Origin of the sequence: Brevundimonas sp. (assembly GCF_013912065.1) — a bacterium.
Lineage (GTDB): Bacteria > Pseudomonadota > Alphaproteobacteria > Caulobacterales > Caulobacteraceae > Brevundimonas.
The window spans coordinates 44,320-69,168 of the sequence record NZ_JACESA010000013.1 but is presented as its reverse complement, the minus strand read 5'-3'; the positions used below and the strand labels follow the sequence as shown (position 1 = coordinate 69,168).

Sequence of the window (24,849 nt, the reverse complement as noted above, 5' to 3'; positions counted from 1 at the left end):
TCCTCTAGGTCAGCAGCGCCTTCAGCACCCCGTCCAGCACTGGTCGCCCGCGCGGCGTGGCGACCAGTCGGCCCTTCCTGATCTCCAGGAAACCGTCGGCGATCAGATCCGCCGTCGGCGCCGCCTGCGGCGACAGGCCCAGGTCCGCCAGCAGGCCGACCGGCGCCCCCTCGACGGTGCGCAGGCCCAGCAGCAGCCGCTCCTCGGCCGCGCCCGCCGCATCTAGCCGATCCTGCTCCGCCCACGGCGTCCCCGCCCCGACCCCGGCGACATAGTCGCCGATGCGGCGATGAGCGACGGTGGCGGTGCGGGCGCCGTCCAGCGTCAGCCGCCCGTGCGCGCCCGGTCCCAGGCCCAGATAGTCGCCGCCGCGCCAGACATGCAGATTGTGGCTCGACCGTGCGCCCACGCCCCGCGCATGGTTCGACACCTCATAGGCGTCGAACCCGGCCGTCTCCAGCACGGCCTGGGTGGTCTCGTACAGGGCGGCTGCGGTCTCCTCGTCGGGCGGCGTCAGGGTGCCGCGCGCCAGGGCCCGGCCGAAGGCGGTCGTCGGCTCTATGGTCAGCTGATAGGGCGAGACGTGCTCGAACCCCATGTCCAGCGCCGCGCCCAGCTCCGCCGCCCAGTCGTCGGGCGTCTGGTCCGGCCGGGCGTAGATCAGGTCGATGGACAGGCGCGAGAAGGCCCGCGCCGCCAGATCGACCGCCCGCCGGGCCTCGGCCGCCGAATGGTCCCGGCCCAAAAACCGCAGGGAGGCGTCCTCCAGCGCCTGCACCCCCATCGACAGCCGGTTGACCCCGGCCCCCGCCAGCGCGTCGAACCGCGCCGCCTCGGCGTCGGTCGGATTGGCCTCCAGCGACACCTCGATGTCGCCTGTCGGCGCAAACAGCGCCCGCGCCTGGTCGATGATCCGGTCGACGGCCTCGGGCGCCATCAGCGACGGCGTACCCCCGCCGAAGAAGATCGAGGCCAGCCGTCGCGGCCCGGTCAGCGCGCGCTGCGCCCGCATGTCGGCCAGTATGGCCTCGACCAGTCCCGCCTGTTCCTCGCCCCGCCCCCGGTCGCGCACGACGTTGAAGTCGCAATAGGGGCAGATGCGCGCGCAATAGGGCCAGTGGACGTACAGGCCGACGTCCGAGCCCGGATCGAGGGGATCAGTATCCAGGGGGCCGGTATCCAGGGGCTCAGGCAATCAGGGCGGCCCGCAGCTTGGCGAAGGCGCGGGTGCGGTGGCTGATCGCCTCCTTGGCCGCCGGCTCCATCTCACCGAAGGTCAGGCTCCCGCCCGCCGGAACGAAGATGGGGTCGTAGCCGAAGCCCCGGTCGCCGCGCGGCGGGAAGGTCAGTTCGCCATGGACCTCGCCCTCCACCACGACACACGGCCCGTCCGGCCAGGCCACGGCCAGGGCAGAGGTGAACCAGGCCCGCCGGTCGGTCGAGCCGATCTCCTCCAGCCGTTCCTCCACCTTCCTCATGGCCAGGGCGAAGTCCTTGGTCGGCCCGGCCCAGCGGGCGGAGAATATGCCCGGCGCCCCGTCCAGGGCCGCGACCGACATCCCCGAATCATCGGCCAGCGACACCTCGCCCGACCTCTGGGCCGCATGCCGCGCCTTCAGCAGGGCGTTGCCGGCGAATGTGGTCTCGGTCTCGTCCGGTTCGGGCAGGTTCAGCTGGCCCGCAGTGAGAATCTCGTAATCTTCGCCGAGAAGGGCGGCGATCTCCGGAACCTTGCCGGGATTATGGGTCGCGGCGACGATCCGCATCCCCTTGATAAGCTTGAGAGTCATCGACGATCACGCCCCAGAAACAGTCTATTGCCAAAGTTTAATATCGTTAAACGATATGTAACGTGATTTTGCACGCTGCACGGCCTATCTATTGATCGTCAGGAACGGGGCCGCACCGTTCAGGACTTCCGGCAAAACCGGAATGATCATGCGGTTAAAAAACAAACCGGGCGATTATCGTCCAATCAGGAAAAACGGAGACATTCCCATGCATACGATGAACATCTCGCTGTGGCTCGACAAGGTCTGCGCCGCTTTCGTCAACACCGTCCTCATCGCCGCCCTGCCGACCGCCCTGGTCGCCATCCTGGTCCAGGCCTTCTGATCGATCACCAGACGTCCCTTGTATCGATCACGAGAGCTTTGACGACCTTGAAGAAGACCGCGATGTATAGAGCCGCGCGCGGGTTTGTCGGACCCCGCGTGGCCGTCGCGCCCTTTTATCCGACCTGAGACCCGACCGATCATGCGCCTGCTCCCTCCGCGAAATCCGCTGAAGCGAGGCGAAGCGCGCACCCCGGCCTGGCTCAGTTCGGTCCGACTGCGGTTGAACGCCCTGGGGCCGGGCTCGGTCGCCAGCGTGCTGAAGGTGGCGCTGGACGTCGCCTATATCCTGCTCTGGCTGATCACCGGCGTGCTTCTGTTGCTGCTGATCGCCGCGATCTTCATCCCCCTCGACAATGTGGACATCACGGTGAGCGGCGATTCCGGCGGACGCCAGCTGCCGTTGACGCGGATGCTGCTGCTGTTCGGCCTCGGCGCCGCGACGGCCTATTTCGGCGGCTTCATGCTGATCCTGCGCAGCCTGCGGCGGATTTTCCGCACCCTGACCATGGGCGACCCCTTCCATCCCGACAATGTCCGCCGCCTGCGCCAGATCGGCCTGACCCTGGCGGTGGTGACCGGCGGCGTCTGGCTGGCCCAGGGCTTCGTCGCCGCGCGCCTGGCGCCGGGGGTGATGGACCCCCAGGGGATCGGCGAACTGCTGACCCCGATCTTTTCCGTCCTGATCGTCTTCGTCCTGGCGGAGGTGTTCCGCGAGGGCGCGCGCCTGCGCCGCGAATCCGAACTGACGATCTGAGCTGTTTCCAGTAGGACTTCCGCATGGCCATCCGCGTCCAGCTCGATCGCGTTCTCGTCGAACGCCGCATGTCGTTGACCGAACTCGCCGACCGGGTCGGGGTGACGGTGGCCAATCTGTCCATCCTGAAGACGGGCAAGGCGCGTGCGGTGCGGTTCTCGACCCTGGACGCCCTGTGCCGCGAACTGGACTGCCAGCCCGGCGACCTCTTGATCCACGAGCCCGGTCCCGGCGAGAGCTTCGAGGACGACGCGGAGGGATGAAGCGGAAGGGGCCCAGCCGCGACGAGAACGGGCTGACGCCCGAGGACCGTCGCATCTGGACCCGGGTCACCGGCACGGTGGCCGCCCCCCGCACCCGCAAGCCGGCCCGCGTCACCCCCGGCGCCGAGGCCCCGGCCCATGTGGCGGTCGCCCAGCCGGTCGATCTGCGGCCCCTGGCCAAACCCTCGCCCGGCCGGATCACGGTCGCCAAGTCCGCCGAACCTCGCCCCGTCGGAACCCGCCCCAAGTCCGCGCCCGAGGATCTGGAGCCGCGTCGCAAACAGCGGCTGTCGCGTGAGCGGGACCCGATCGAGGCCCGCATCGACCTGCACGGTTTCGGCCGGTTCGAAGCCGAGGATCAGTTGCGCGGCTTTCTGACCTCGTGCCAGGCGCGCGGGATGCGGGCGGTCCTGGTCATCACCGGCCAGGGGCGGCTGGGCGGCGGCGTCATCCGCGCCTCATTCGCCGAATGGATGCAGTCGCCGGCGCTGCGCGGCGTCGTCTCCGGCTTCACCGTCGCCCACCAGCGTCACGGCGGAAACGGCGCCTTCTACGTAACCCTGAAGCGTCGCGCCTAGCGGCTGCGCTCCTAATTTCGAACGCGAACCTCAGGTCTTTCAAGGGCTTGGAAAATAGTTCGTCGATCAACCCGGCGCCCCTCGGGCCGGTGTTAGGATCCGCCATTGGTCTTTGACATCGTGATCGGACGGACTTGGACTCGTTGAACTGTTTTTTCGCCGTCCAACTTCCTCCGGAATTGCACTCTGTTGCACAGTGCAATTTCAGGCGGATATTATCATTAATTAAAACAATGTGTTGAGCGACAATTGCACAGATTGCACTGGTTTTTTCTCCCGGTGCAATTCAGCCTACGGCGCATAGGCAAAGGCCCGCCGGCGACGGAGCGCGGGCGGGCCTTCGATGGAGCGACCTGGAGAAGGCCGACGGATTATTTGGCGGACAGGGCGCCGGCCAGGATCACGTCGATCTGCTTGCCCATGTGATCGGACAGGGCATCGGCGTCCCATTCGTCATAGGCCGCGCGGCGATAGTTCGACAGATAGGAGTCCCAGATCAGCTCGACCAACAGGCGGGTATCGGCGTCCTGACGCAGTTCGCCCTTGGCGACCGCTTCCTGCAGAATGCCGCCGATGGCCAGCAGCAGGTTCTTGGTCGCCGCGCGGGCCCGCATCTCGGCCGCCAGGGGCTGGAACCACGACCGGGCGACAATGGCCTGGAACAGGGGCAGCTGATCGAGCGACGAATGATAGCCGGCGCTGAGGGCGCCCAGCAGACGCTGGCGAACCGGCTCGCCCTGGGGCGCTCCGGCCTCGACCACTTCGGCGAGGCGCGACATGTCCTCGGTCAGGACGGCCTCGAACAGTTCGGCCTTGTCCTGGAAGTTGGCGAAGACCGCCCCGGTCGACATTCCCGCCCCCTTGGCGATGTCGCGGATCGTGGCGGGCTCGTAGCCGCGCTCGGCGAACAGCGAGCGGGCGGCGTCGAGAACCTTTTGGCGGGTCCTGACCTTGGCGGCCTGACGACGGTTCAGGCGGGGAGCGGCTTCGGTCGGTAGAACGGAATCGGTCATAAAATCAGGCTTTTACTCTACGCAATATCGGAAACCTCGACGGAGCCCGAAGGTGACGAAAGGTGAGTCGCATTGTCGGAGGGGGGGACGGGTCGATCGTGCAGCGCCACCGGGCGATGTTGAAGAAGGGCTTCCACCACCAAACCATGACGAAAATGGGTCGTACTCAAAGTCCTTGGAACATAGGCGCAAGATCTAAGCTTAACAGTATTAGTTACCTGTATTGATCTGGGACATTCTCAACGCTCGGGTGGCTCTGCTGTGTCCTCCAGCGGGTATGGCCGCCTGGAACGTCTTGCGGAACTGATCCCGCTTTTCATGGATCGAGGCCAGGACCAGGCCCATGGGGACGCCCAGATCGACCAGGGTGTTTTCGGCCAGCTGCAGACTGGCCTCGGTCGTCTCGGGCACCGCCTCGGTGACGCCCAGTCCATAGAGCCGCGCCGCATGCTGGTCGTCGCGGGCGCGGGCGATCAGGATCAGATCCTCGCGCAGGGCGCGGGCCGTTGTGACCACCTCGTCGACCTTGGTCGGGGCGTCCATCGTGACGACCAGAGCCCGCGTCGAACGGACGCCGCAATGAACCAGCATCTCGCTGCGACCGGCGTCGCCGTAGAAGACGTCGAACCCGTCGCGCCGGCCGGCGGCGACGGCGGCGGCGTCGGTGTCCAGGGCGATGAAGGCCTGGTCATGCTCTTTCAGCAGTTCGCCGATCAGCCGTCCGACCCGGCCGAAGCCGACGATGATGACCGCGCCATCGGCCTGTTCCGGCGGGGCCGCGCCCTCGGGCGTCGTCGGCAGGTCCGTCGCCTTGACGCGCGACAGCCTCTGGCCCAGCGCGGCCAGCATGGGGATGGAGAAGATGCTCAGGGTCGCCGACAAAGCCACGGTGCTGGTCAGGCCCGGCGGGGCGATCCCCTCCACCATGCCGGTGGCGAAGACGACGAAGGCGAACTCGCCCGCCGGCGCCAGGACCAGAGCGGTCTCCAGGGCGGGGCGGGATTCGAGGCCCCACAGTCGGGCCAGGCCGAAGATGACGCCGGTCTTGATCACGGTGATGGCCAGGGCCAGTCCGAACAGCAGGAAGGGGTGGGCGGCGATCGCCCCCAGATCCAGCCCCAGGCCGACCCCGACGAAGAAGACCCCCAGCAGCAGTCCCTTGAACGGCTCGATCGACACCTCGACCTCGCGGCGGAACTCGGTCTCGGCCAGAAGCACCCCGGCGACCAGGGCGCCGATGCTCATCGACAGGCCGCTGGCCTGGGCCGCCAGGCCGGCGGTTATCACGACCAGCAGGCTGGCGGCGACGAACATCTCTCCGCCCTGATCGGCCTTGCGCGCCCGGGCCACCGAACGGAACATCGGCCGCAGCACGACCCGGCCCAGCAGGACCAGAAGGCCCAGGCCGACGGCGGCGGGCACGAGGGTGAACAGCGAGCGTCCCAGCACCGCCGGATCCAGCGTCCCGCCCCCCTGGGCGACGGCGGCCATGACGCTGACGGTGATCAGGATCGGCGCCACCGACAGGTCCTGGGCCAGCAGAATGGCGAAGGTCGAGCGGCCGACGGTCCCCTTCAGCCGCCCGCTCTCGGCCAGGACCGGCATGACGATGGCTGTCGACGACAGGGCCAGCCCCATGCCCAGGACGGCCGCGCTGACCAGGGTCTGGCCCATCAGAAGGAACAGGCCCGCCAGCACCAGGGTGCTGACCACCACCTGCATCAGCCCCAGGCCGAAGACCAGCCGCCGCATGGCGCGCAACCGCTCCCACGACAGCTCCAGCCCGATCATGAACAGCAGGAAGGCGACGCCCAGTTCGGACAGTTGCGCCAGCTGGGCCGGGTCGCTGATGGTGAAGAAGGACAGCCAGGGCGCCACGTCGGAAAACCGCGCCAGCCCGCCCGGCCCCAGCACCACGCCGGCGGCCAGGAACCCCAGCACCGGGCTGATCTTCATCCGGTTGACAAGGGGCACCATCACCCCGGCCGCGGCCAGGAAGACGACCAGATCCTTGTAGTCCCCGCCGTGTCCGTGCATCGGCCCTCCAATCGGCGGCATCTGACCTCGAACCGCCCCCCGTGGCGAGAGGTCGCGGGCCTTTCATGAATTTTTTTTAAGGCGACAGCCTCCGCCTCGGGTCTAGGGTCCGACCCCGAGCCGTCCGTTTCAGTGGCGGAACCTAGGATACAGTGATGAAAAGACTGCTTATAGGCGCCGCCGTCGGCGCTCTCCTGCTGCCCGCCGCCGCCCTAGCTCAGGACGTCGACCACGATCACGCCTGCCTCGACGAGACCTGCTCCATCGTCTCCCTGTTCTCGGGCGAAGAGAGCGCCGGCGGCTGGCGGGGCGTGGATGCGCCGAAATACGGAACCTGGGGCTTCGACCTGACCGGCCGCGACACCTCGGTGAAGCCGGGCGACGACTTCTTCCGCTACGCCAACGGCGCGGCCTTCGACAAGCTGGTCATCCCGTCGGACCGTACCAGCTACGGCTCCTTCGCCCTGCTGCGCGAACTGTCGGACAACCGGATGAAGGAACTGGTGACCGGCCTCGCCGCCCGCACCGACCTGGCCCCCGGCTCGGACGAGGCCAAGGTGGCCGACGCCTATCGGTCCTATATCGACCAGGCCCGCATCGACCAGCTGGACGCCCAGCCGCTGCAACCCTATCTGGCCGCGATCCGCGCCGCCGACACCCATGACAAGATGGCCGTCCATATGGGCCAGACGGTCGGCCGCTTCGGCGGCTCCTTCTTCGGCACTGGCATCACCATCGACGCCAAACAGCCGACCCGTTACGTCGTCTCCTCGGGCCAGTCGGGCATCGGCCTGCCGAACCGCGACTATTATCTGGACGCCCGCTACGCGGACAAGAAAGAGAAGTACCAGGCCTATGTCGCCGACATGCTGGGCATGATCGGCTGGGCGAACCCGACCGAGACCGCCGCCCAGATCGTGGCCATGGAGACCAGGATCGCCGAGGCCCACTGGTCGCCGGTCGAGAACCGCAACCGCGACCGCACCTACAACGAATACACCATCGCCAAACTGGCCGAGGACGCCCCGGGCTTCGCCTGGCAGGCCTATTACGACGCGGCCAAGCTGGGCGACGTGCCGCGCCTGATCGTGCGCCAGGACACGGCCCTGCCCAAGATCGCGGCCATCTACGCCGAGACCCCGGTCGAACTGCTGCAGGCGTGGGAAGCCTTCCACACCGCCGACGACATGGCTCCCCTGCTGTCGCAGCGTTTCTCGGACGCCCAGTGGGGCTTCCGCTCGCGCGACCTGTCGGGCCAGCCCGAGCAGCGCACCCGCGAGAAGCGCGCCATCTCCTTCGCCGAAGGTTCGCTGGGCGAGGCCACCGGCCGGCTCTATGTCGCCGAATATTTCCCGGCCGAATCCAAGGCCAAGATGGAAGAACTGGTCGCCAATCTGCGCACCGCCCTGTCGCACCGGATCAATAACCTGACCTGGATGGGCGACGAGACCAAGGCCGCCGCACAGGAGAAGCTGCGCAAATTCACCGTCAAGATCGGCTATCCGGACAAGTGGCGCGACTATTCGGGCCTGCAGATCCGCGCCGACGACCTGGTCGGCAACGCCGAGCGGCGGGGCCTGTTCGAATGGAACTACGACCTGTCGCGCCTGAACGACCCGGTCGATAAGTCCGAGTGGGGCATGACGCCCCAGACCGTGAACGCCTATTACAACTCGGCCAATAACGAGATCGTCTTCCCGGCCGCCATCCTCCAGCCGCCCTTCTTCGATCCGAATGGCGACCCGGCGGTCAACTACGGCGGCATCGGCGGCGTGATCGGCCACGAGATCGGCCACGGCTTCGACGACCAGGGCTCCAAGTCCGACGGCGACGGCGTGCTGCGCAACTGGTGGACCCCGACGGACAAGGCCAATTTCGAGGCCCTGACCGCCCGCCTGGGGGCGCAATACGCCACCTATGAGCCGATCGCCGGCTATACCATCAACCCCGGCCTGACGATGGGCGAGAACATCGGCGACGCCTCGGGCGTGGCGGTGGGGCTTGAGGCCTATCGCCTGTCGCTGGCCGGCAAGCCCGCCCCGGTGCTGGACGGGACCACCGGCGACCAGCGCTTCTTCTACGGCTGGGCCCAGGTCTGGCAGTCGAAGTATCGCGACGAGGCCCTGAAGCAGCAGGTCGCCACCGACCCGCACTCGGCCGCCCAGTTCCGGGTCATTGGCCCGCTGCGCAACGTCGACGCCTGGTACGACGCCTTCGACGTCGAACCGGGAACGAAATACTATCTGACCCCGGAAGACCGCGTCCGCATCTGGTAGGACGCATCTCTTCGAAGTGGAAAAGGCCGGGGTCCGCCCCGGCCTTTTTCATATGGAGACGCCTCTACAAATCGGGCCGGAAGCAGGAAACCGCATCGAGATATTCTACATCATTTCGATGTCGGCCTGGGCTCCAGACGCGAAAAAGCCCGCTGCGGGGGATACATCGCAGCGGGCTTTCGCGCTCTTTAAAGAGCGGACGTTTCCTCCCCGAAACGCCTTCGAGTGCTGCGCGCTTGAGCAACGCTTGCCCTCGAGTGAGTTCATTTGGCGCCAGGGCTTGGTGGTCGTCAACGGGCTTGTTGCCGGGAATCGAACTTTCTTCGACTTATCGGCGATAACTGTTACCGGAGAGCCTTATTTATCGAAACTTATTCGATAATGGCGCGAAGGGCGGAAACCATGTCGCCGCGGGCGATCTTCATCTGTCCCGGACGCTCGGCCTTCCAGGCGTCATTGTCGGTTATGGCGGCCGCCGCGGCCCGTCCGGCGTCCAGATCCTTGATCGTGACTTCGCCGGCGGCGATCTCGTCGCCGCCCAGGATGACGACGACCGGCGAACCCCGACGGTCGGCGTATTTCATCTGCGCCTTCATGCCCGCGCGTCCCAGATACAGTTCGGCCGCAATCCCGGCGGCGCGCAGCTCGGCGACAGCGGCCAGATAGTGGCCCATGTCGTCCTCTGAGAAGACGATCACCACCACCGGCCCGCGCACCGCGTCCTCGGCGCCCCGTCCGGCCGCGCGCAGGGCCGAGGCCAGGCGCGAGACCCCGAACGAGAAGCCGGTGGCCGGCACGCTCTGGCCGGTGAAGCGGGCGACCAGGTCGTCATAGCGGCCGCCGCCCCCGATCGAGCCGAACCGCACCGGCCGGCCCTTGTCGTCGACGGTGTCGAGCAGCAGTTCGGCCTCGAACACGGCGCCGGTGTAATATTCCAGGCCGCGTACGATGGTCGGGTCGAACTTAACGGCCTCCTGGCCGACCTTCATCGCGCCCAGCGCCCGATCAATGGCCGCCAGCTCGTTCAGCGCCGCCTCGCCCGCCGCGCCGAGGTCGCCCGAGCGCGCCACGGCCTCCAGGGTCTCGGCCCGCGACAGGCCCGGCGTATTGGCCGAGGCCAGGAAGGCCTCGATGGCCGCCGTGACCTTGGCGGGCAGGTTCGCCCCCTTGGTATAGTCGCCGGACTCGTCCAGCCGTCCCTCGCCCAGCAACTGGACCACGCCGTCCCAGCCCAGCCGATCGAACTTGTCTATGGCGCGCAGGGCGGTCAGTCGTTGTCCCGCCTCGGTCACGCCGCCGGCGTCGAACAGGCCGTCGAACAGTTTGCGGTTCGAGACCCGGATCTGGGCCTGGCCCGCGTCCAGCCCGGCGGCACCCAGGCCCTCGCAGGCCATGGCGATGATCTCGGCGTCGGCCTCGGGCCGGTCGGAGCCGACCGTGTCGGCGTCGCACTGCCAGAACTCGCGGAACCGGCCGGGACCCGGCTTCTCGTTGCGCCACACCGGGCCGTAGGCGTAGCGCCGGAACGGTTTGGGCAGGGTCTCCCAGGTCTGGGCCGCGAACCGGGCCAGGGGCGCGGTGTGGTCATAGCGCAGCGCCATCCACTCGCCGGGCTCGTCCGAACCGGCGTCGTCCTGAAGCGCGAACACCCCTTCATTGGGTCTGTCGGCGTCGGGCAGGAACTTGCCCAGGGCGTCGGCGTATTCGAAGGCCGGCGTCTCCAGCGGCTCGAAGCCCCAGCGCTCATAGACCTCGGACACGCGCGCCACGATGCGGCGTTCGGCGGTCAGGTCGCGGCCGCGCTTGTCGGCGAAGCCGCGCGGATTGCGGGCGAGGGGGCGGATAGGAGCGTCGGATGTCATGGCGGGGCCTTAAGCCAAAGGGGCGCCGCTCGCAACGCAGCCTGGGCGTCTCACCCCTCCAGCGTCTCCACCGTCAGATTGCCGTTCGTATAGACGCAGATCTCGGCGGCGATCTTCATGGCCTTGCGGGCGACGGCTTCGGCGTCCAGGTCGGTCTCCTCGATCAGGGCGCGGGCGGCGGACAGGGCGTAGTTGCCGCCCGAGCCAACGGCCGCGACCCCGTGTTCCGGCTCCAGCACGTCGCCGACGCCGGTGACCGTGAAGATCGACGACTTGTCGGCGACCAGCAGCATGGCCTCCAGCCGACGCAGATAACGGTCGGTGCGCCAATCCTTGGCCAGGTCGACGCAGGCCCGCGCCAGCTGGTCCGGATACTGCTCCAGCTTGGCCTCCAGCCGTTCGATCAGGGTGAAGGCGTCGGCGGTGGCGCCGGCGAAACCGGCCAGAACCTTGCCACCGGCCAGGGTGCGGACCTTGCGCGCCGCGCCCTTGACGATGGTCGGTCCCATCGAGACCTGGCCGTCGCCGGCGATGACGGTGCGGCCGTTGCGACGGACCGCCAGGATGGTGGTGCCGTGCCAGTCAGGAAAATTCGCTTGGGTCATGGAGCGCACATGGCCTCAACGCCGATCTGGATCAAGATCGCCGCGCGTCGGATAACGCCGTCATACTTTGACCCTAGTTAGCGTTATAAAGGACAATTATAAACTATGAACATCGGCTAATGGAGATAGAGGTTTGCTCTATCGCGTCCTTCTTGTGAGCGAAACGGTCGGGATGATCGGGCGGTCGGCCATGACCGTCGTCGATATTCTCGGTGCGTCCGAACGGAACAATCGCCGCGACGCGATCAGCAGCGCCATGATGTTTCACGAAGGCCGGGCCGCCCTTATGCTGGAAGGCATGAGGGCCGATGTGGATCGGCTGATCGCGCGGCTGTCGGCCGACAGCCGCCACCGCAATCTGCGGATCATAGCGGATCGTCCCATCGTCCAGCGTCGCGTCAACGAGCCGGTTCGCCTCAGCGCCCTCTCGGTCTCCCAGGCCGCCGAATATCTACGCGGCCGTCAACTCGACGAGGTCGCTGCGGACGGATTGGAACGACTGCTGTCGTGCAACAAACTGCGGGTCGCGACGACGGCTGCCTGAGGCCTTTGCGCGTTTCGTTAACTCTATGCCACTATTGCGGTTAAGCTGAGAGCTACCCGTAAAAGCGTATGAGTAATCAATGAGTTTGTTCCGTATTGTCTATGTCAGCGACGCCGTGGGCGACGCTCGCGAAGGCCTTATGCCCCTGATCGACATCATCGGCGCCTCGGACCGGAACAATCGCAGGGACCATCTGACCGGCGTACTGATGCGCCACGACGGCCAATTCTTTCAGGCCGTCGAGGGCGCCCGCGTCGATCTGGATCGCCTGATGGGGCGGCTGCGCGCGGACTGTCGCCACACCAATATTCAAGTTCTGGCCGACAGCCGCATCGATCATCGTCTGTTCGCCGACTGGGCCATGGCTCAGGCCGACGCGCCGCCTGCGCTGGAACGACTGCTTGAACGTCGGTCGGATCACGGCCTGTACAACGCCGCCTTTATGGGCGACGCCGAGCGAATCCTGTTCGACACCAGTCAGGCCCTCGCCGCCGCCTGCTGAGGCCTCGCGCAGCGAGCGCTGCATCGCTAAGTCAGCGATATGATTTTCTCCGAAGACGAAGTCGAACGCTACGCCCGTCATCTGGTCCTGTCCGAAATCGGCGGGCCGGGTCAGCAGGCGCTGAAGCGGGCGCGTGTGCTGATCGTCGGCGCCGGCGGCGTCGGCGCGCCCGCCGCCCTCTATCTGGCGGCGGCCGGGGTGGGGACCTTGGGTCTGATCGACGACGACATAGTCGGCCTGTCGAACCTGCAGCGCCAGATCGTCTTCTCGACGCCCGAGGTCGGCCGGCTGAAGGTGGAGGCGGCCTCGGCTCGCCTGAACGACCTGAATCCCCAGATCGCGATCGAGACCTTCGCCGAACGGCTGACGCCGGACAATGCGGCGGACAGGATCGCCGCCTTCGACATCGTGCTGGACGGGACCGACGACTTCGAGACCCGCCGCATCGTCAACGGCGCCTGCGTGGCGGCTGGGAAAACCCTGGTGTCGGGCGCCCTGGGGCGCTGGAGCGGCCAGGTCGCGGTCTTCGACGGGCGGCCCTGCTATCAATGCTTGGTCCCGGAGACGCCTCCGGACGCCGAGACCTGCGCTCGGGTCGGAGTGGTCGGCGCCCTGGCGGGCGTGGTCGGATCGATGGCGGCGCTGGAGACCATCAAGCGGATCGTCGGCGCCGGAGAGGCCCTGACGGGGCGGCTGATGATCTATGACGGTCTGGCCGGGACCGCCCGTACGGCGCGCATCGCCGCCGATCCCGGCTGTCCCGTCTGCGGAGGCTAAGCTGCCTCAGGCCGCCGTGGCGAACCGGACGTCGGTCGCCATCAGGTCCGACAGGGGCTCGGCGAAGCCCAGGGCCGGGTTGCTGAGCACCGTCAGCAACCGTTCGCCGCAATAGAGATACAGGGTCTCGAACCCGACCCAGGTCTTGGCGATCCCGGCCAGGGCCTGATCGGCCGCGCGGTCGTCGGCCGCATCCAGAACGCAGATGTCGCGCACCGGCACGCCCGGCAGATTGACGATGCAATAGTAGGAATCCAACGCACTTCCCCATACAGGACGCCGGAAACGATCCTTGCTCGCGGCGGTTCCGCCCATGCGCGCCGATTTCGACAGGCGTATGAGTCGATTCCGACAGTGATATGAAAAGGATGCCCATGGCCCGTCGCGTCGCGCCCAAACGTCTGAACGCCGCCGGTCTGACCGGGCTGGGCGCGGATCGTCTCGGGGCGCTGCTGATGGAGGCGGCGGACGCCGATCCGTTGCTGAAGCGTCGCCTGCGGCTGGTGCTGGCGGCCGAGGCCGGGCCCGATCTGCTGGCGCTGGAGCTGGACAAGCGGATCGCGACCGTGGCGGCCAGCCGGGCGCGGGTGTCGTGGCGCAAACGGCCGGACCTGCTGCGCGACCTGGACAGTCTGCGCCGGGCCGTGATCGAGGATCTGGCGCCGGCCGCGCCGGTCATGGCCCTGGAGCGGATGATCGCCTGGTTCGACCTGTTCAGGGGGCTGGCTGTCCGGGTCAAGGATCAGCGGGGCGATTTAGCCGCCGCCTTCGAGGCGGCTTCGCCCGATCTCTGGGCCCTGGCCGATGCGGCGGTCCGGGTCGAGGCGGCGGCGGCCGACCGGCTGACGGCGGCCATCGAGGCCCAGCCGCTGGAATACGCCCGCTGGATCGGAGCGGCGGACGAGGCCCTGACCCTGGACCTGGCGCGGGCCCTGCTGGACCGGATGGACCCGATTGTCAGCCTGGCCGTAGGCGCCCGCGGCACGCGGACGGCGATCCGCAGACTGGCGGATCGCGCCGGAGATCTGGATCTGTGGCTGTCGCTGGCCACGCCTGAAGAGCGGGGCGCGCCTGACTTCGCTGCGGCGGCGGCGCGACGGCTTCTGGCGGTCGGCCGGGTCGGGGAGGCGCGTCAGGCCCTGGAGGCGGCGCTGAAGCCGTCGGCGGCGAACCGGCGCTTCACCTTCGGCCGGTCGCCGGCGGCGGGGCCGCCGCCCCTGACCCCGGCGTGGGAGACGGCCTCCATCGACCTGCTGGAGGCCGAGGGGCGCAAGGCCGAGGCCCAGGATCTGCGCTGGGTCATGTTCGAACGCGACCTGTCGGCGCCCGCGCTGAGAACCTATCTGTCCCGCCTGCCCGATTTCGACGACGTCGAGGCCCTGGACCGCGCCCTGGCCCATGCCGCGACCCATGCCGACTTCGAGACCGCCCTGGGCTTCCTGATAGACTGGCCCGCCCACCGCGAGGCCGCCGCCCTGATCGAACGTCGCATCCATGAGGTGCGCACACCTCTGCCGATGAAGGCCGACTGGGCGGCGCGGCTGGCCCAGAAATATCCCGAGGCGGCGGACCGCCTGCTGGCCGCCCCCTAAAGCATCACCGCCCTAAAGCATCGCGGGAATGACCCGGTCTGGCGGGCGGTGGCCGTTTTGATAGGTCATGACATTGGCGATGACGCGGTCGCCCATGTCCTGGCGCGCCTCCAGCGTCGCCGATCCCAGGTGGGGCAGGAGCACGACATTGGGCTGGCCCAGCAGGCCGGGGTGGATGGCCGGCTCGTTCTCGAACACGTCCAGGCCGACGCCGGACAGGGCCCGCGTCGCCACCGCCTGGGCCAGGGCCGCCTCGTCGATCAGTTCGCCGCGCGCGGTGTTGATCAGAATGGCGTGGGGCTGGAGCCGGGCCAGACGCTCGGCCGACAGCAGATGGTGGGTGTCCTTGGTCGCCGGGCAGTTCAGCGAGACCACGTCCATCCGCGCCAGCATCTGGTCCAGGTCGTCCCAGTAGGTGGCGCCCAGTTCTTCCTCGATCAGGGCCGAGACAGGCTTGCGGTTGTGATAATGGACCTGAAGGCCGAAGGCCTTGGCGCGGCGGGCCAGGGCCTGGCCGATCCGGCCCATGCCAACGATCCCCAGCCGCTTGCCCCACAGTTTGCGGCCGCACATCCAGGTGGGGGTCCAGCCCTCGAACCGGCCCTCGGCCACCACCTGGGCGCCCTCGACGATGCGGCGGCTGACGGCCAGGATCAGGCTCATGGCCAGGTCGGCCGTGTCCTCGGTCAGGACGCCGGGGGTGTTGGTGACGATTATGCCGCGCGCCACGGCCGCGTCGATGTCGATATGATCGACCCCGGCGCCGAAGTTGGCGATCATCTTCAGCTGTTCGCCCGCGCCGTTTATCAGATCGGCGTCGATCACGTCGGTGATGGTGGGGACCAGGACCTCGGCGCGCTGGACGGCGGCGTGCAGGGCGGCCCGGTCCATCGGCTGGTCCTTCAGATTCAGCTCGGCGTCGAAAAGCTCGCGCATCCGCGTCTCGACGGCGTCAGGCAGGCGTCTGGTTAATACGACCTTAAGCTTGGGGGCGGACATTGCAGGCCTTGGTTTGCGGGCGACGGTTCAGGATCGAAGCCCGCGCGACGGGTCGTTCCATAAGTGTCTAGCAAAGCCGCCGCCATCTTCCAAAGCCTGCGACGCCGCATCGCGGTCTCTGTCGCCGTTCTGGGCCTTGGCCTCATGTGCGCGGCGGGCGCGACCATGCCCGACGGCCGCCCGACCCCGACCGGTCTGGAGGTTCCGCGCTGGATCTCGCTGAAATCCTCGCATGTCCGCGCCCGCCAGGGACCGGGGCTGGACTATCCGATCCTGTGGGAATACCGCGCCGCCGGCTTGCCGGTTCAGGTGATCGCCGAGACGACCGAATGGCGGAAAATCTGCGATCCGGACGGGGCCGTGGCCTGGATCCATCGCACGGTCTCCTCGGGCCGCCGCTATGTCTTCAACACCTCGGCCGAGGAGGTGATGATCCACGCCGGAAAGTCCCAGGCCTCGGCCGTGCGGGCCCGCCTGTCGCCGCGTTCCCTGGTGTCGCTGGACGAATGCGAGGACGGCTGGTGCCAGGTGCGGGCGCGCCGCCTCCACGGCTGGGTCCAGGAACGGGCGGTGTTCGGCGTCCAGCGCCGCGCCCTTTGCAACGCCGATCGTCCCGCTGGAACAGGACGCGGCTGACGCAGCCCAAGCCCTGGTGTTGAGCGAAACGGCGCGGTCGTGTACCCCGCACGCAACAGCAGTCGCAACGGAACCGCCTTGACCCAGTCCCAATACCCCGCGTCGTTCGACCACGAGGCCCTTCTCGCCTCCGGGCGCGGCGAACTGTTCGGTCCCGGCAACGCCCAACTGCCCGCCCCGCCGATGCTGATGTTCGACCGGATCACCACGATCAACTCGGACGGCGGCGCGCACGGCAAGGGCTATGTCGAGGCGGAACTGGACATCAATCCCGAGCTCTGGTTCTTCCAGTGCCACTTCATCGGCGACCCCGTCATGCCGGGCTGCCTGGGCCTGGACGCCATGTGGCAGCTGGTCGGCTTCTATCTGGGCTGGATCGGCGGACCCGGTCGCGGCCGCGCCCTGGGCGTCGGCGAGGTCAAGTTCACCGGCCAGGTCACGCCGGACATCAAGAAGGTGGTCTACAAGATCAACCTGAAGCGCGTCATCAACCGCAAACTGGTCATGGGCATAGCCGACGGCGTGCTGGAGGCCGACGGCGAGGTCATCTACACCTGCAATGATATGCGGGTGGGACTCTTTGGCGCCGCCAAGGACGAGCAGGCGGGCGGCTAAACCCCTATATAACCGCGGACAGCGCGGAAGGCCTCCGGGCCAGGAAGCAGTAGAAGGAAACACCATGCGTCGTGTCGTCGTCACCGGCCTGGGCATCGTCTCTTCCATCGGCCACGGCGCCGAAGAGGTGACCCAGTCCCTGCGCGAAGCCCGTTCGGGCGTCGTCCATGCGCCGGATCACGCCAAATACGGCTTCCGCAGCCAGGTCTGGGCCCCGCCCAAGATCGGCCCGTGGGAGGAACTGGTCGACCGTCGCGCCGCCCGCTTCCTGGCCAACGGCACGGCCTGGGCGCATATCGCCTTCGAAGAGGCGCTGAAGTCGTCGGGCATGAGCGCGGACGAGATCAAGGACGACCGCATCGGCCTGATCGTCGGCGAGGGCGGCCCCTCGACCCAGGTGATCCTGGGCGCCGCCGCCACCACCATCGAGAAGAATTCGCCCAAGCGCATCGGCCCGTTCGCCGTGCCCAAGGCCATGGCCTCCGGCCCCTCGGCCGTGCTGTCGACCTGGTTCCAGATGCGCGGCGTCAACTATTCGATCAGCTCGGCCTGCGCCACCAGCGCCCATTGCATCGGCGCCGGGGTCGAACAGATCCAGTGGGGCAAGCAGGACGTGGTCTTCGCCGGCGGTTGCGAGGACATCGACTGGTCCATGTCGAACATGTTCGACGCCATGGGCGCCATGTCGTCGGACTTCAACGAAACGCCCTCGGTCGCCTCGCGCGCCTATGACGTGGCCCGCGACGGCTTCGTCATCGCCGGCGGCGCCGGCATCGTGGTGCTTGAGGAATATGAGCGGGCCAAGGCGCGCGGCGCGACCATCTATGCCGAAGTCACCGGCTATGGCGCCAACGCCGACGGCTATGACATGGTCGCCCCCTCGGGCGAGGGCGCCCAGCGCTGCATGAAGATCGCGCTTGAACAGGCCGGCAATCCCCGGATCGACTATCTGAACCCGCACGGCACCTCGACCCCGGTCGGCGATTCCAAGGAGATGGAGGCGGTTCGCGCCGTCTTCGGCGACCAGATGCCGATGATCTCCTCGACCAAGTCGCTGACGGGCCACAGCCTTGGGGCGGCCGGCGCGCAGGAGGCCATCTACTGCCTCTTGATGATGCAAAACGGCTTCGCGGCCGAGAGCGCCCATATCGAGACCCTGGATCCGGCCTTCGAGGGCATGCCCATCCTGCGGGCGCGCCACGAGGGCGAACTGACCCATGTCATGTCCAACAGCTTCGGCTTCGGCGGCACCAACGGCACGCTGATCCTGTCCAAGGTCTGAGCCCCTGTTCGCCCTGCGGGTGGATGACCTCAGCGGGGAGGCGGTTCGCGCCCTGCTGGCCTTCCATCTGCAGGGCATGCACGCCAACTCCCCGGCCTGCCACGTCAACGCCCTGAACCTGACCGGCCTGCTTCAGCCGAACGTGACGGTGTGGAGCGCCTGGGACGGCGAAGCCCTGGCCGGCATAGGGGCGCTGAAACTGATCGACGCCGATCAGGCCGAGGTGAAGTCGATGCGGACCCACCCCGACCACCTGCGGCGCGGCGTGGCGGTGGTGCTGCTGGAACAGATCATCGACAGCGCACGGACGGCGGGCGCCAAACGCCTGAGCCTTGAAACCGGCCGCGGCGACGCCTTCGAACCGGCCCTGGTCCTGTACCGCCGGCGCGGCTTCATCGACGGCGGACCCTTCGCCGGGTACGAGGCGAACGAATTCAGCCAGTTCCTGCATCTGGATTTGTAAGGGCTGTCCCGTGGACGCGCGGGGTTGGATCTTCGCCACAGGTCGAGAACGACGGCGGCCGGCGGAGTCGATCTGAACGTCTGCTTTCCGGCCCGAGGTTCAAGTCATGCTTCGACCCGTCGCGGACATTAGTCCGTGAGATCGACAGACCCGACAAATCGGCAGTCTGAATAGCTCAATGCTACGTCGTGACCGATAAGCTCAGTGTCAGATGCCTGCACGACCGTCGCGACGACGAAGGCCATATCGTAGCTGTCTTGCTTCTCGTCGAAACAGTAGCGGTAGTGAAGGACATCACCCTCCGTGAGTGCTGCAAGCCTACTGTCAGCCTGGACGGCCACCTTCGCACCGTCCTCTGGCGCGATGGCAAGCTCCGGGTAGACTTCCTTCTTCGCAGATAAATCGAAGTAGTTGAGTACCATGACCAGGAACATGGCGTCCTGAACCCATCCAAAGCGGTCCGCGACGAACTCGTCATCGAAGTGGCGGTCGAAGATGTCCTTCGACGCATCGCGGAAGCGATCCATTAATCGCTGAACCGAAATCTGATCTTCTACCATCTCGCATCGTAACCCGCGATAGGACCGCTTCCCACCCGTTGCGGACGTTGGGTAGGTCTGCTTGGGCAGCCAGCCATCCTAATTCCGAAAATATTCCGTCGGCAAAACAACCGCCTGACTGAAAGATTCGGCCTCTAACCACCCACGGTTTCCAGCGGGATTATAATCCCGCCCCTCGAACTCGAAGGGAGGTCCGTTCGATGCACTATATTGCACACTGCACTGTTTTCGAGGGTGCAGTTCAATTTCGCCCCGCCCCGATTTCAGACAATTCAGACTATTCAGACGCTGTTTTTTCGCGGCGCCGTCTGAAATCTCCCGCCGCACCGCGTCACTTGACAAGGCTTGTCAACCGACCGTCCGGCCGGACAGCCGCCGCCTTATGGCGTCAGGAGCGGGGGCGACGGATTGTTGCGTGTCGAGCCGCCAAAACCGAGGGTCGCGCCGGTCTTGTCTCCAAAAGCCTGTTTACACGACCGATCCTTGCCCTTAGAGAGCGTCGCCGTGACCCGCGCCCTGACCAAAGCGATTACCTCGAAAACCACCGGCTTCGGCGGGGCGGTTTCGGGTGTGCGCAAGGTCTGAAGCGCCGACCCCCGATCCCGAGCCCCGCCGATGCGCGGGGCGGTCGATCCGGCTGAACCCCGCGCCTCCATCCTTCCAGGAGACGCCTGAATGTCCTTTTCCCCGTCCAATCCCCCCCACGTCGGTATCGTCGGCGCCACCGGCCTTGTCGGCGAGATGATGCGCGGCCTGCTGGCCGAGCGGAACTTCCCGCTGGCCTCGCTGCGCCTGTTCGCCTCGGCCCGGTCGGCGGGCAAGACGATCCGCTTCGGCGAGACCGAGATCGTGGTCGAGGATGCGGCGACGGCGGACTACGCCGGTCTGGACATCGTCTTCTTCTCGGCCGGCGGGGATACGTCCAAGGCCCTGGCACCCAAGGTGGCGGCCGCCGGGGCGGTGGTGATCGACAACTCGTCCGCCTGGCGCAGCGATCCGCAGGTGCCGCTGGTGGTCGCCGAGGTGAACCCCCACGCCCTGGCCCACCTGCCCAAGGGGATCATCGCCAACCCCAACTGCACAACCATGGCCGCCATGCCGGTGCTGAAGCCCCTGCACGACGCGGCGGGGCTGAAGCGACTGACCGTCTCGACCTATCAGGCCGTTTCGGGCGGCGGCGTCGAGGGCATTCGCGTGCTGGAGGAGCAGTCGCGCGCGGCCGTGGGGCAGGGTGCGGCCCTGGCCCGCGACGGGGCGGCGGTGGACTTCGGCGCGCCGGAAAAGTGGGTCGTGCCGATCGCCGCCAATGTCGTGGCCCTGAACTATACGCTGGGCGAGGACGGCTATACCGACGAGGAGCTGAAGCTGCGCGACGAGAGCCGCAAGATCCTGGAAATCCCCGGCCTGCCGGTGTCGGGCACCTGCGTGCGGGTGCCGGTCTTCACCGGTCACTCCCTGTCGATCAATGTCGAGTTCGAACGGGCTCTGTCCGCAGCCCAGGCGCTGGAGATCCTGGGCCGGGCGCCGGGCGTGGTCGTCACCGCCGTGCCGAACCCGCTGCAGGCGGCGGGCCAGGATCCCGTCTTCGTCGGCCGGGTGCGCCCCGATCCGACGGTCGAGCACGGCCTGGCCCTGTTCGTCTCCAACGACAATCTGCGGAAGGGCGCGGCCCTGAATGCGGTCCAGATCGCCGAGGTCCTGGTTCAGCAGCGCGGCTGACCGGACCGCAGGCGGGTTCAGTCGTAGCGCACGCCGCTGAGATAGAGCCCCACCGAGGGGGCGACGGGGCCGCACCGGGCGCGGTCCTTCGCCTCCAGCGCCGCCTTGACGTCATGGGCGGTCCAGCGGCCCAGACCCACCTCGACCAGGGTGCCGGCCATCGACCGGACCTGACGGTGCAGGAAGCTGCGCGCCTGGAAGACCAGATGCACCTCCTCGCCCAGCCGGCTGACGCGGGCCACGTCCAGGGTCTTGACCGGCGACTTGGACTGGCAGCCGACGTCGCGGAAGGTGGTGAAGTCGTGATGGCCGACCAGAACCTGGGCCGCGTGATGCATGGCCTCGGCGTCCAGGGTCTTCTTGACGTGCCAGACCCGGTCTCGCTCCAGCACCGGCTGGGGGCGGCGGTTCAGGATCCGGTACAGATAGCCCCGGCCAGTGGCGGAGAAGCGCGCATGCCAGTCGGGATCGGGCGCGTATTCGGCCGCCAGGACGCAGACGTCTTGTTTCACCAGATGGGCGTTGAGGGCGTTCAGCACCGTCTCGACCGGCCAGTCCCGCTCCAGATCGACATGGATCACCTGGGCCGTCGCATGGACGCCGGTGTCGGTGCGGCCGGCGGCGGCGATGCGGATCGGCTCGCCCGAGAAGGCCAGGATGGCGGCCTCGACCGCGCCCTGGACCGTCGGCTGGTCCTCCTGGGCCTGGAAGCCGTTGTAGGCCGTGCCGTCGTATTCGAGGGTCAGCTTGTAGCGCGGCATCAGCCTAGGACGGTCCCGGCCGGCAGGGGAAAGCCGCGCAGCATCTCCTCGGCCGACTGCGCCGCCCTGCCTTCGCGTTGGACGCGGATCAGGCGCACGGCGCCGGTTCCGCAGGCCACGGTCAGGGCGTCGTCCAGGGTCTGGCCGGGTGCGCCCGACCCGTCGGCGAGGGCCGACAGCAGGGCCTTGATCCGCACCGGGCCGGCGTCTGAAGGGGCTTCGAACCAGGCGCCGGGGAAGGGGGACAGGCCGCGAATATGGGCGTCCACCTCGGCCGCCGGACGGGTCCAGTCGATGCGCGCCTCGGCGGGGCTGATCTTCTTCGCATAGGTCGGTTCGCCCACCTGTTCGGTAGGCGTCACGCCGCCGCGCTCGATGGCCGCCAGCGCGCGGGGCCACAGGCCGGCGCCGACATGGGCCATGCGTTCGGACAGGCTGGCCGCCGTGTCGTCGGGGCGGATGTCCATCAGTTCGCCCAGCAGGACGGGGCCTTCGTCCAGCCCCAGGCTCATCTGCATGATCTGGACCCCGGTCTGGGCGTCGCCGGCCATGATGGCGCGCTGGATCGGCGCCGCGCCCCGCCAGCGGGGCAGCAGCGAGCCGTGCAGGTTCAGACAGCCCAGCCGGGGCGCCGCCAGCACTTCGGCTTTCAGGATCTGGCCGTAGGCGACGACGCAGGCGGCGTCGAGATCCAGGCTCTGGAAGGCGGCGACGGCGTCCGGCGCCTTCATGCTGTCGGGCGTGAAGACGGGCAGGCCCATGGTCTCGGCGAAGGCGTGAACCGGCGACGGCGTCAGCTTCTGGCCCCGGCCCCTGGGGCGCGGCGGCTGCGAATAGACGGCGACGATCTCGTGGCCCGAGGCGATCAGCTCGGCCAGGGACGGTACGGCGAAGTCGGGAGTTCCCATGAAGGCAAGGCGCATGGGCACGCCTTTAGAGGCTTGCGGCCGTTACTGCCAGCGGGTGAAGACGCCGCCGCCCTCGTCCCATTCGCCGCCGGCGTCCAGGGCGTCGTCGAAATCGAGCAGCCGGTCCAGCAACAGGCCCGCCACCACGCCCAGCAGGGCGACGCCGGCCAGGGTCGCGACCCCGGCGACGCCGATCTTCTGGCTGCGGGTCAGGCGACGACGGCCGTTGGTGTCGATGACCAGGGACTGGCCCCGGCGGGGCAGGCGGGTGGAGCGTTGGGTCATCAGGCGGCGATCCTGTCGCGGGCGGCCTTCTTGACCTTGGTCACGGCGCGATCCCGCTTCAGCCGCGACAGATGGTCGATGAAGAGCACGCCGTTAAGGTGGTCCATCTCGTGCTGGATGCAGACGGCGTAGAGGCCTTCGGCCTCTTCCTCCACCGACTGACCGTCACGGTTAAGATAGCGAATGCGGACGCGGGCCGGGCGTTCCACCTTGTCGAAATACTCGGGGATCGACAGGCAGCCCTCTTCGTAGGTGTAGAGCTCGTCCGAGGTCCACAGGATTTCGGGGTTGGCGAAGAAGCGCGGGTTCTTGCGCGCCTCGGCGGCCTCGGGGGTGTCTTCTTCCTCGGTTTCGCAGACCGTGCCGTCGCGATCGCCCAGGTCCATGACGATGACGCGGTCCAGCGCCCCGACCTGCACGGCGGCCAGGCCGATGCCCGGCGCGGCGTACATGGTCTCCAGCATGTCGTCCATCAGGGTGCGGACGGCGTCGTCCACGGCCGCGACAGGCTTGGAGACCTGTTTCAGGATCGCCAGGTCGGCGGGGATATCGATTGTGAGGATGCGACGTAGGGCCATGGGCGGGACGTAGTCGCGCCCCGCCGGAAGGTCAAGATTTCCCACCGTCGCACTCGGACTTGAACGGGTCGGTCAGGCCTTGCCGGGCAGTGGGCGCGGCTTGCGGTTCTGGTCGATGGCCACATAGGTGAAGACCCCCTGGGTCACGCGGACCGAGGTGGTCAGCGGCTGGCCCCGCGCGCGCTTCCAGGCTTCGACATGGACGCGGATCGAGGTGCGGCCGGTGCCGATGACTTCGGCGTAGATGCTGACCTCGTCGCCGACGGCGACCGGCTGGTGGAAGACCATGCCGTCCAGGGCCACGGTGGCGCACCGTCCCTGGGCCAGTTCGAAGGCCGGGGTCGCGCCGGCCACGTCCATCTGGGCCAGCAGCCAGCCGCCGAAGATGTCGCCCTCTGGATTGGTGTCCGCCGGCATGGCGATGATGCGCCCGACCGGAGGTGTCTCGGGCGGGTGCTGGGGGGCGTCGGTCATGAGAAGCTCTGGCGTTCCGGGGAGGGGTGTTCCTAGCGTGGCGCGTTCGTCTTGTCGCGTTTCGCACGGGGCTTTTTGGACGTCGCCGCCGGTGGGATGGGGGGCGAAGGCGGCGTCAAGGTGAGGCGCGACGCCTTGACCGCCTTCGAATCCCTCAGCGCGCGCCAGGCGCCGCCCAGTTCCATCGCCGCCAACAGATGATCCTCGGTCATGACCCCGCGCCGGGCGGCGCGGAGCGCGGCGATGTCGTTCAGCAATCGCGAGGCCGCGCGCAGGTCGGGACGATCCGAGCGCGCGCCCAGATCCTGAAGCCGCGCGAACCGCCAGCCCCTCTCCACGGGATGCTCCAGCGCGAGGGCGAAGCGCGCCTCGGGCGTGATCCGGTCGGAGATGAAACTCCATTGGTCCGCGTCCGGCGGTTTTCGGTAATGGCCCGCCTCCGTCGGAAGCCCGGCCTTGGCGTAGACCTCAAGCGCCCCCGCCTCGATTTCGGCGAGCGCCCGATCGAGCGGACCGGGCTCGGCGATATCGACATCCGGCGGACGGTCAAACGGCGTCGCCGCCCCTGTGTCGCTCTCGGCGTGCCCGGATCGGGCGCTGGCGCGTCCGACCAGACGCGACAGCAGGGCGCGCCAGCGCTCCACCGTCG

At 67.8% G+C, this 24,849-nt stretch carries 28 protein-coding genes; 13 read left to right on the top strand and 15 right to left on the bottom strand.

Going from position 1 to position 24,849, the window contains the following annotated elements:
* Positions 1-4: 4 nt before the first annotated feature.
* Both hemW and rdgB read right to left on the bottom strand, forming a co-directional pair.
* Positions 5-1,195 (bottom strand): radical SAM family heme chaperone HemW, encoded by a 1,191-nt coding sequence (hemW, locus tag H2037_RS12270; RefSeq protein WP_292122317.1) that lies wholly within the window; start codon positions 1,193-1,195, stop codon positions 5-7.
* The gene (rdgB, locus tag H2037_RS12265; protein ID WP_292122314.1) at positions 1,188-1,790 is read right to left on the bottom strand and encodes an RdgB/HAM1 family non-canonical purine NTP pyrophosphatase; all 603 of its coding nucleotides are present in this window, start codon (positions 1,788-1,790) and stop codon (positions 1,188-1,190) included. Before rdgB ends, hemW begins: the two co-directional genes overlap by 8 nt.
* A gap of 466 nt (positions 1,791-2,256) precedes the next feature.
* On the opposite strand from rdgB, the gene H2037_RS12260 reads away from it, so the two are divergent.
* The 3 genes from H2037_RS12260 to H2037_RS12250 are packed head-to-tail and all read left to right on the top strand — an operon-like array spanning position 2,257 to position 3,712.
* The gene (locus H2037_RS12260) at positions 2,257-2,871 is read left to right on the top strand and encodes a DUF2975 domain-containing protein (protein WP_292122311.1); all 615 of its coding nucleotides are present in this window, start codon (positions 2,257-2,259) and stop codon (positions 2,869-2,871) included.
* A gap of 23 nt (positions 2,872-2,894) precedes the next feature.
* Entirely contained in the window at positions 2,895-3,134 is a 240-nt protein-coding gene (locus H2037_RS12255) for a helix-turn-helix transcriptional regulator (protein WP_292122308.1), read from the top strand.
* Positions 3,131-3,712, top strand: a complete 582-nt coding sequence (locus H2037_RS12250; protein ID WP_292122305.1) for a Smr/MutS family protein — start codon at positions 3,131-3,133, stop codon at positions 3,710-3,712. Before H2037_RS12255 ends, H2037_RS12250 begins: the two co-directional genes overlap by 4 nt.
* Before the next feature lie 371 nt (positions 3,713-4,083).
* Here the strand turns inward: H2037_RS12250 and H2037_RS12245 are convergent, their stop codons facing one another.
* Together H2037_RS12245 and H2037_RS12240 are read right to left on the bottom strand one after the other, a co-directional pair.
* On the bottom strand, positions 4,084-4,725 hold the full coding sequence (locus H2037_RS12245; RefSeq protein WP_292122301.1) for a TetR/AcrR family transcriptional regulator: 642 nt from the start codon (positions 4,723-4,725) through the stop codon (positions 4,084-4,086).
* A gap of 210 nt (positions 4,726-4,935) precedes the next feature.
* Complete coding sequence (locus H2037_RS12240) at positions 4,936-6,762, bottom strand: cation:proton antiporter (RefSeq protein ID WP_292122298.1); 1,827 nt, start codon at positions 6,760-6,762, stop codon at positions 4,936-4,938.
* Between the two features lie 155 nt (positions 6,763-6,917).
* On the opposite strand from H2037_RS12240, the gene H2037_RS12235 reads away from it, so the two are divergent.
* Positions 6,918-9,038 (top strand): M13-type metalloendopeptidase, encoded by a 2,121-nt coding sequence (locus H2037_RS12235; RefSeq protein WP_292122296.1) that lies wholly within the window; start codon positions 6,918-6,920, stop codon positions 9,036-9,038.
* Between the two features lie 371 nt (positions 9,039-9,409).
* Here H2037_RS12235 and hisS read toward each other — a convergent pair whose 3' ends face one another.
* Both hisS and hslV read right to left on the bottom strand, forming a co-directional pair.
* Complete coding sequence (hisS, locus tag H2037_RS12230; RefSeq protein ID WP_292122293.1) at positions 9,410-10,900, bottom strand: histidine--tRNA ligase; 1,491 nt, start codon at positions 10,898-10,900, stop codon at positions 9,410-9,412.
* 50 nt (positions 10,901-10,950) lie between these two features.
* Positions 10,951-11,505 (bottom strand): ATP-dependent protease subunit HslV, encoded by a 555-nt coding sequence (hslV, locus tag H2037_RS12225; protein ID WP_292122290.1) that lies wholly within the window; start codon positions 11,503-11,505, stop codon positions 10,951-10,953.
* A 133-nt stretch (positions 11,506-11,638) separates the two neighbouring features.
* Between hslV and H2037_RS12220 the strand changes: the two genes are divergently transcribed.
* From H2037_RS12220 to moeB, 3 genes are all read left to right on the top strand, one after another.
* The gene (locus tag H2037_RS12220; protein WP_292122287.1) at positions 11,639-12,049 is read left to right on the top strand and encodes a BLUF domain-containing protein; all 411 of its coding nucleotides are present in this window, start codon (positions 11,639-11,641) and stop codon (positions 12,047-12,049) included.
* 79 nt (positions 12,050-12,128) lie between these two features.
* On the top strand, positions 12,129-12,551 hold the full coding sequence (locus H2037_RS12215) for a BLUF domain-containing protein (RefSeq protein ID WP_292122285.1): 423 nt from the start codon (positions 12,129-12,131) through the stop codon (positions 12,549-12,551).
* A gap of 39 nt (positions 12,552-12,590) precedes the next feature.
* Positions 12,591-13,328 (top strand): molybdopterin-synthase adenylyltransferase MoeB, encoded by a 738-nt coding sequence (gene moeB, locus H2037_RS12210; RefSeq protein ID WP_292122283.1) that lies wholly within the window; start codon positions 12,591-12,593, stop codon positions 13,326-13,328.
* 6 nt (positions 13,329-13,334) lie between these two features.
* Here the strand turns inward: moeB and H2037_RS12205 are convergent, their stop codons facing one another.
* Complete coding sequence (locus H2037_RS12205) at positions 13,335-13,586, bottom strand: hypothetical protein (protein WP_292122280.1); 252 nt, start codon at positions 13,584-13,586, stop codon at positions 13,335-13,337.
* A 116-nt stretch (positions 13,587-13,702) separates the two neighbouring features.
* Here H2037_RS12205 and H2037_RS12200 point away from each other — a divergent pair, with 116 nt between their 5' ends.
* Positions 13,703-14,920, top strand: a complete 1,218-nt coding sequence (locus H2037_RS12200; protein WP_292122253.1) for a DUF6880 family protein — start codon at positions 13,703-13,705, stop codon at positions 14,918-14,920.
* 12 nt (positions 14,921-14,932) lie between these two features.
* On the opposite strand, the gene H2037_RS12195 is transcribed toward H2037_RS12200, so the two are convergent.
* Positions 14,933-15,919, bottom strand: a complete 987-nt coding sequence (locus tag H2037_RS12195; protein WP_292122250.1) for a D-glycerate dehydrogenase — start codon at positions 15,917-15,919, stop codon at positions 14,933-14,935.
* A gap of 63 nt (positions 15,920-15,982) precedes the next feature.
* Between H2037_RS12195 and H2037_RS12190 the strand changes: the two genes are divergently transcribed.
* The 4 genes from H2037_RS12190 (at position 15,983) to H2037_RS12175 (ending at position 18,915) form a co-directional block, all read left to right on the top strand.
* Positions 15,983-16,555 (top strand): SH3 domain-containing protein, encoded by a 573-nt coding sequence (locus tag H2037_RS12190; RefSeq protein ID WP_292122246.1) that lies wholly within the window; start codon positions 15,983-15,985, stop codon positions 16,553-16,555.
* A gap of 78 nt (positions 16,556-16,633) precedes the next feature.
* Positions 16,634-17,170: a 3-hydroxyacyl-[acyl-carrier-protein] dehydratase FabA gene (gene fabA / locus H2037_RS12185; RefSeq protein WP_292122243.1), complete on the top strand. Its 537-nt coding sequence runs from the start codon at positions 16,634-16,636 to the stop codon at positions 17,168-17,170.
* A 64-nt stretch (positions 17,171-17,234) separates the two neighbouring features.
* Positions 17,235-18,452, top strand: coding sequence for a beta-ketoacyl-ACP synthase I (gene fabB, locus H2037_RS12180; RefSeq protein ID WP_292122240.1), 1,218 nt, complete (start codon positions 17,235-17,237; stop codon positions 18,450-18,452).
* 19 nt (positions 18,453-18,471) lie between these two features.
* The gene (locus tag H2037_RS12175; protein WP_292122236.1) at positions 18,472-18,915 is read left to right on the top strand and encodes a GNAT family N-acetyltransferase; all 444 of its coding nucleotides are present in this window, start codon (positions 18,472-18,474) and stop codon (positions 18,913-18,915) included.
* Positions 18,916-19,043: 128 nt separating this feature from the next.
* Here the strand turns inward: H2037_RS12175 and H2037_RS12170 are convergent, their stop codons facing one another.
* Positions 19,044-19,475 carry a hypothetical protein gene (locus H2037_RS12170; RefSeq protein WP_292122235.1) on the bottom strand — a complete coding sequence of 144 codons (432 nt, stop codon included), beginning with the start codon at positions 19,473-19,475 and terminating at the stop codon, positions 19,044-19,046.
* A 675-nt stretch (positions 19,476-20,150) separates the two neighbouring features.
* Between H2037_RS12170 and H2037_RS12165 the strand changes: the two genes are divergently transcribed.
* Positions 20,151-21,194 (top strand): aspartate-semialdehyde dehydrogenase, encoded by a 1,044-nt coding sequence (locus tag H2037_RS12165; RefSeq protein ID WP_292122232.1) that lies wholly within the window; start codon positions 20,151-20,153, stop codon positions 21,192-21,194.
* A 17-nt stretch (positions 21,195-21,211) separates the two neighbouring features.
* Here the strand turns inward: H2037_RS12165 and truA are convergent, their stop codons facing one another.
* The 6 genes from truA to H2037_RS12135 form a co-directional block, all read right to left on the bottom strand.
* The gene (gene truA / locus H2037_RS12160) at positions 21,212-21,955 is read right to left on the bottom strand and encodes a tRNA pseudouridine(38-40) synthase TruA (protein ID WP_292122229.1); all 744 of its coding nucleotides are present in this window, start codon (positions 21,953-21,955) and stop codon (positions 21,212-21,214) included.
* The gene (gene fmt / locus H2037_RS12155; RefSeq protein ID WP_292122226.1) at positions 21,955-22,878 is read right to left on the bottom strand and encodes a methionyl-tRNA formyltransferase; all 924 of its coding nucleotides are present in this window, start codon (positions 22,876-22,878) and stop codon (positions 21,955-21,957) included. The genes truA and fmt overlap by 1 nt, the downstream gene beginning before the upstream one ends.
* 27 nt (positions 22,879-22,905) lie before the next feature.
* Positions 22,906-23,148 carry a hypothetical protein gene (locus H2037_RS12150; protein ID WP_292122223.1) on the bottom strand — a complete coding sequence of 81 codons (243 nt, stop codon included), beginning with the start codon at positions 23,146-23,148 and terminating at the stop codon, positions 22,906-22,908.
* A complete protein-coding gene (gene def, locus H2037_RS12145; RefSeq protein ID WP_292122221.1) occupies positions 23,148-23,726 on the bottom strand; it encodes a peptide deformylase in 579 nt (192 codons plus the stop codon). Before def ends, H2037_RS12150 begins: the two co-directional genes overlap by 1 nt.
* Positions 23,727-23,798: 72 nt before the next feature.
* Positions 23,799-24,200 (bottom strand): acyl-CoA thioesterase, encoded by a 402-nt coding sequence (locus H2037_RS12140; RefSeq protein ID WP_292122218.1) that lies wholly within the window; start codon positions 24,198-24,200, stop codon positions 23,799-23,801.
* A gap of 32 nt (positions 24,201-24,232) precedes the next feature.
* On the bottom strand, positions 24,233-24,844 hold the full coding sequence (locus H2037_RS12135) for a hypothetical protein (protein ID WP_292122215.1): 612 nt from the start codon (positions 24,842-24,844) through the stop codon (positions 24,233-24,235).
* Positions 24,845-24,849: the final 5 nt, after the last annotated feature.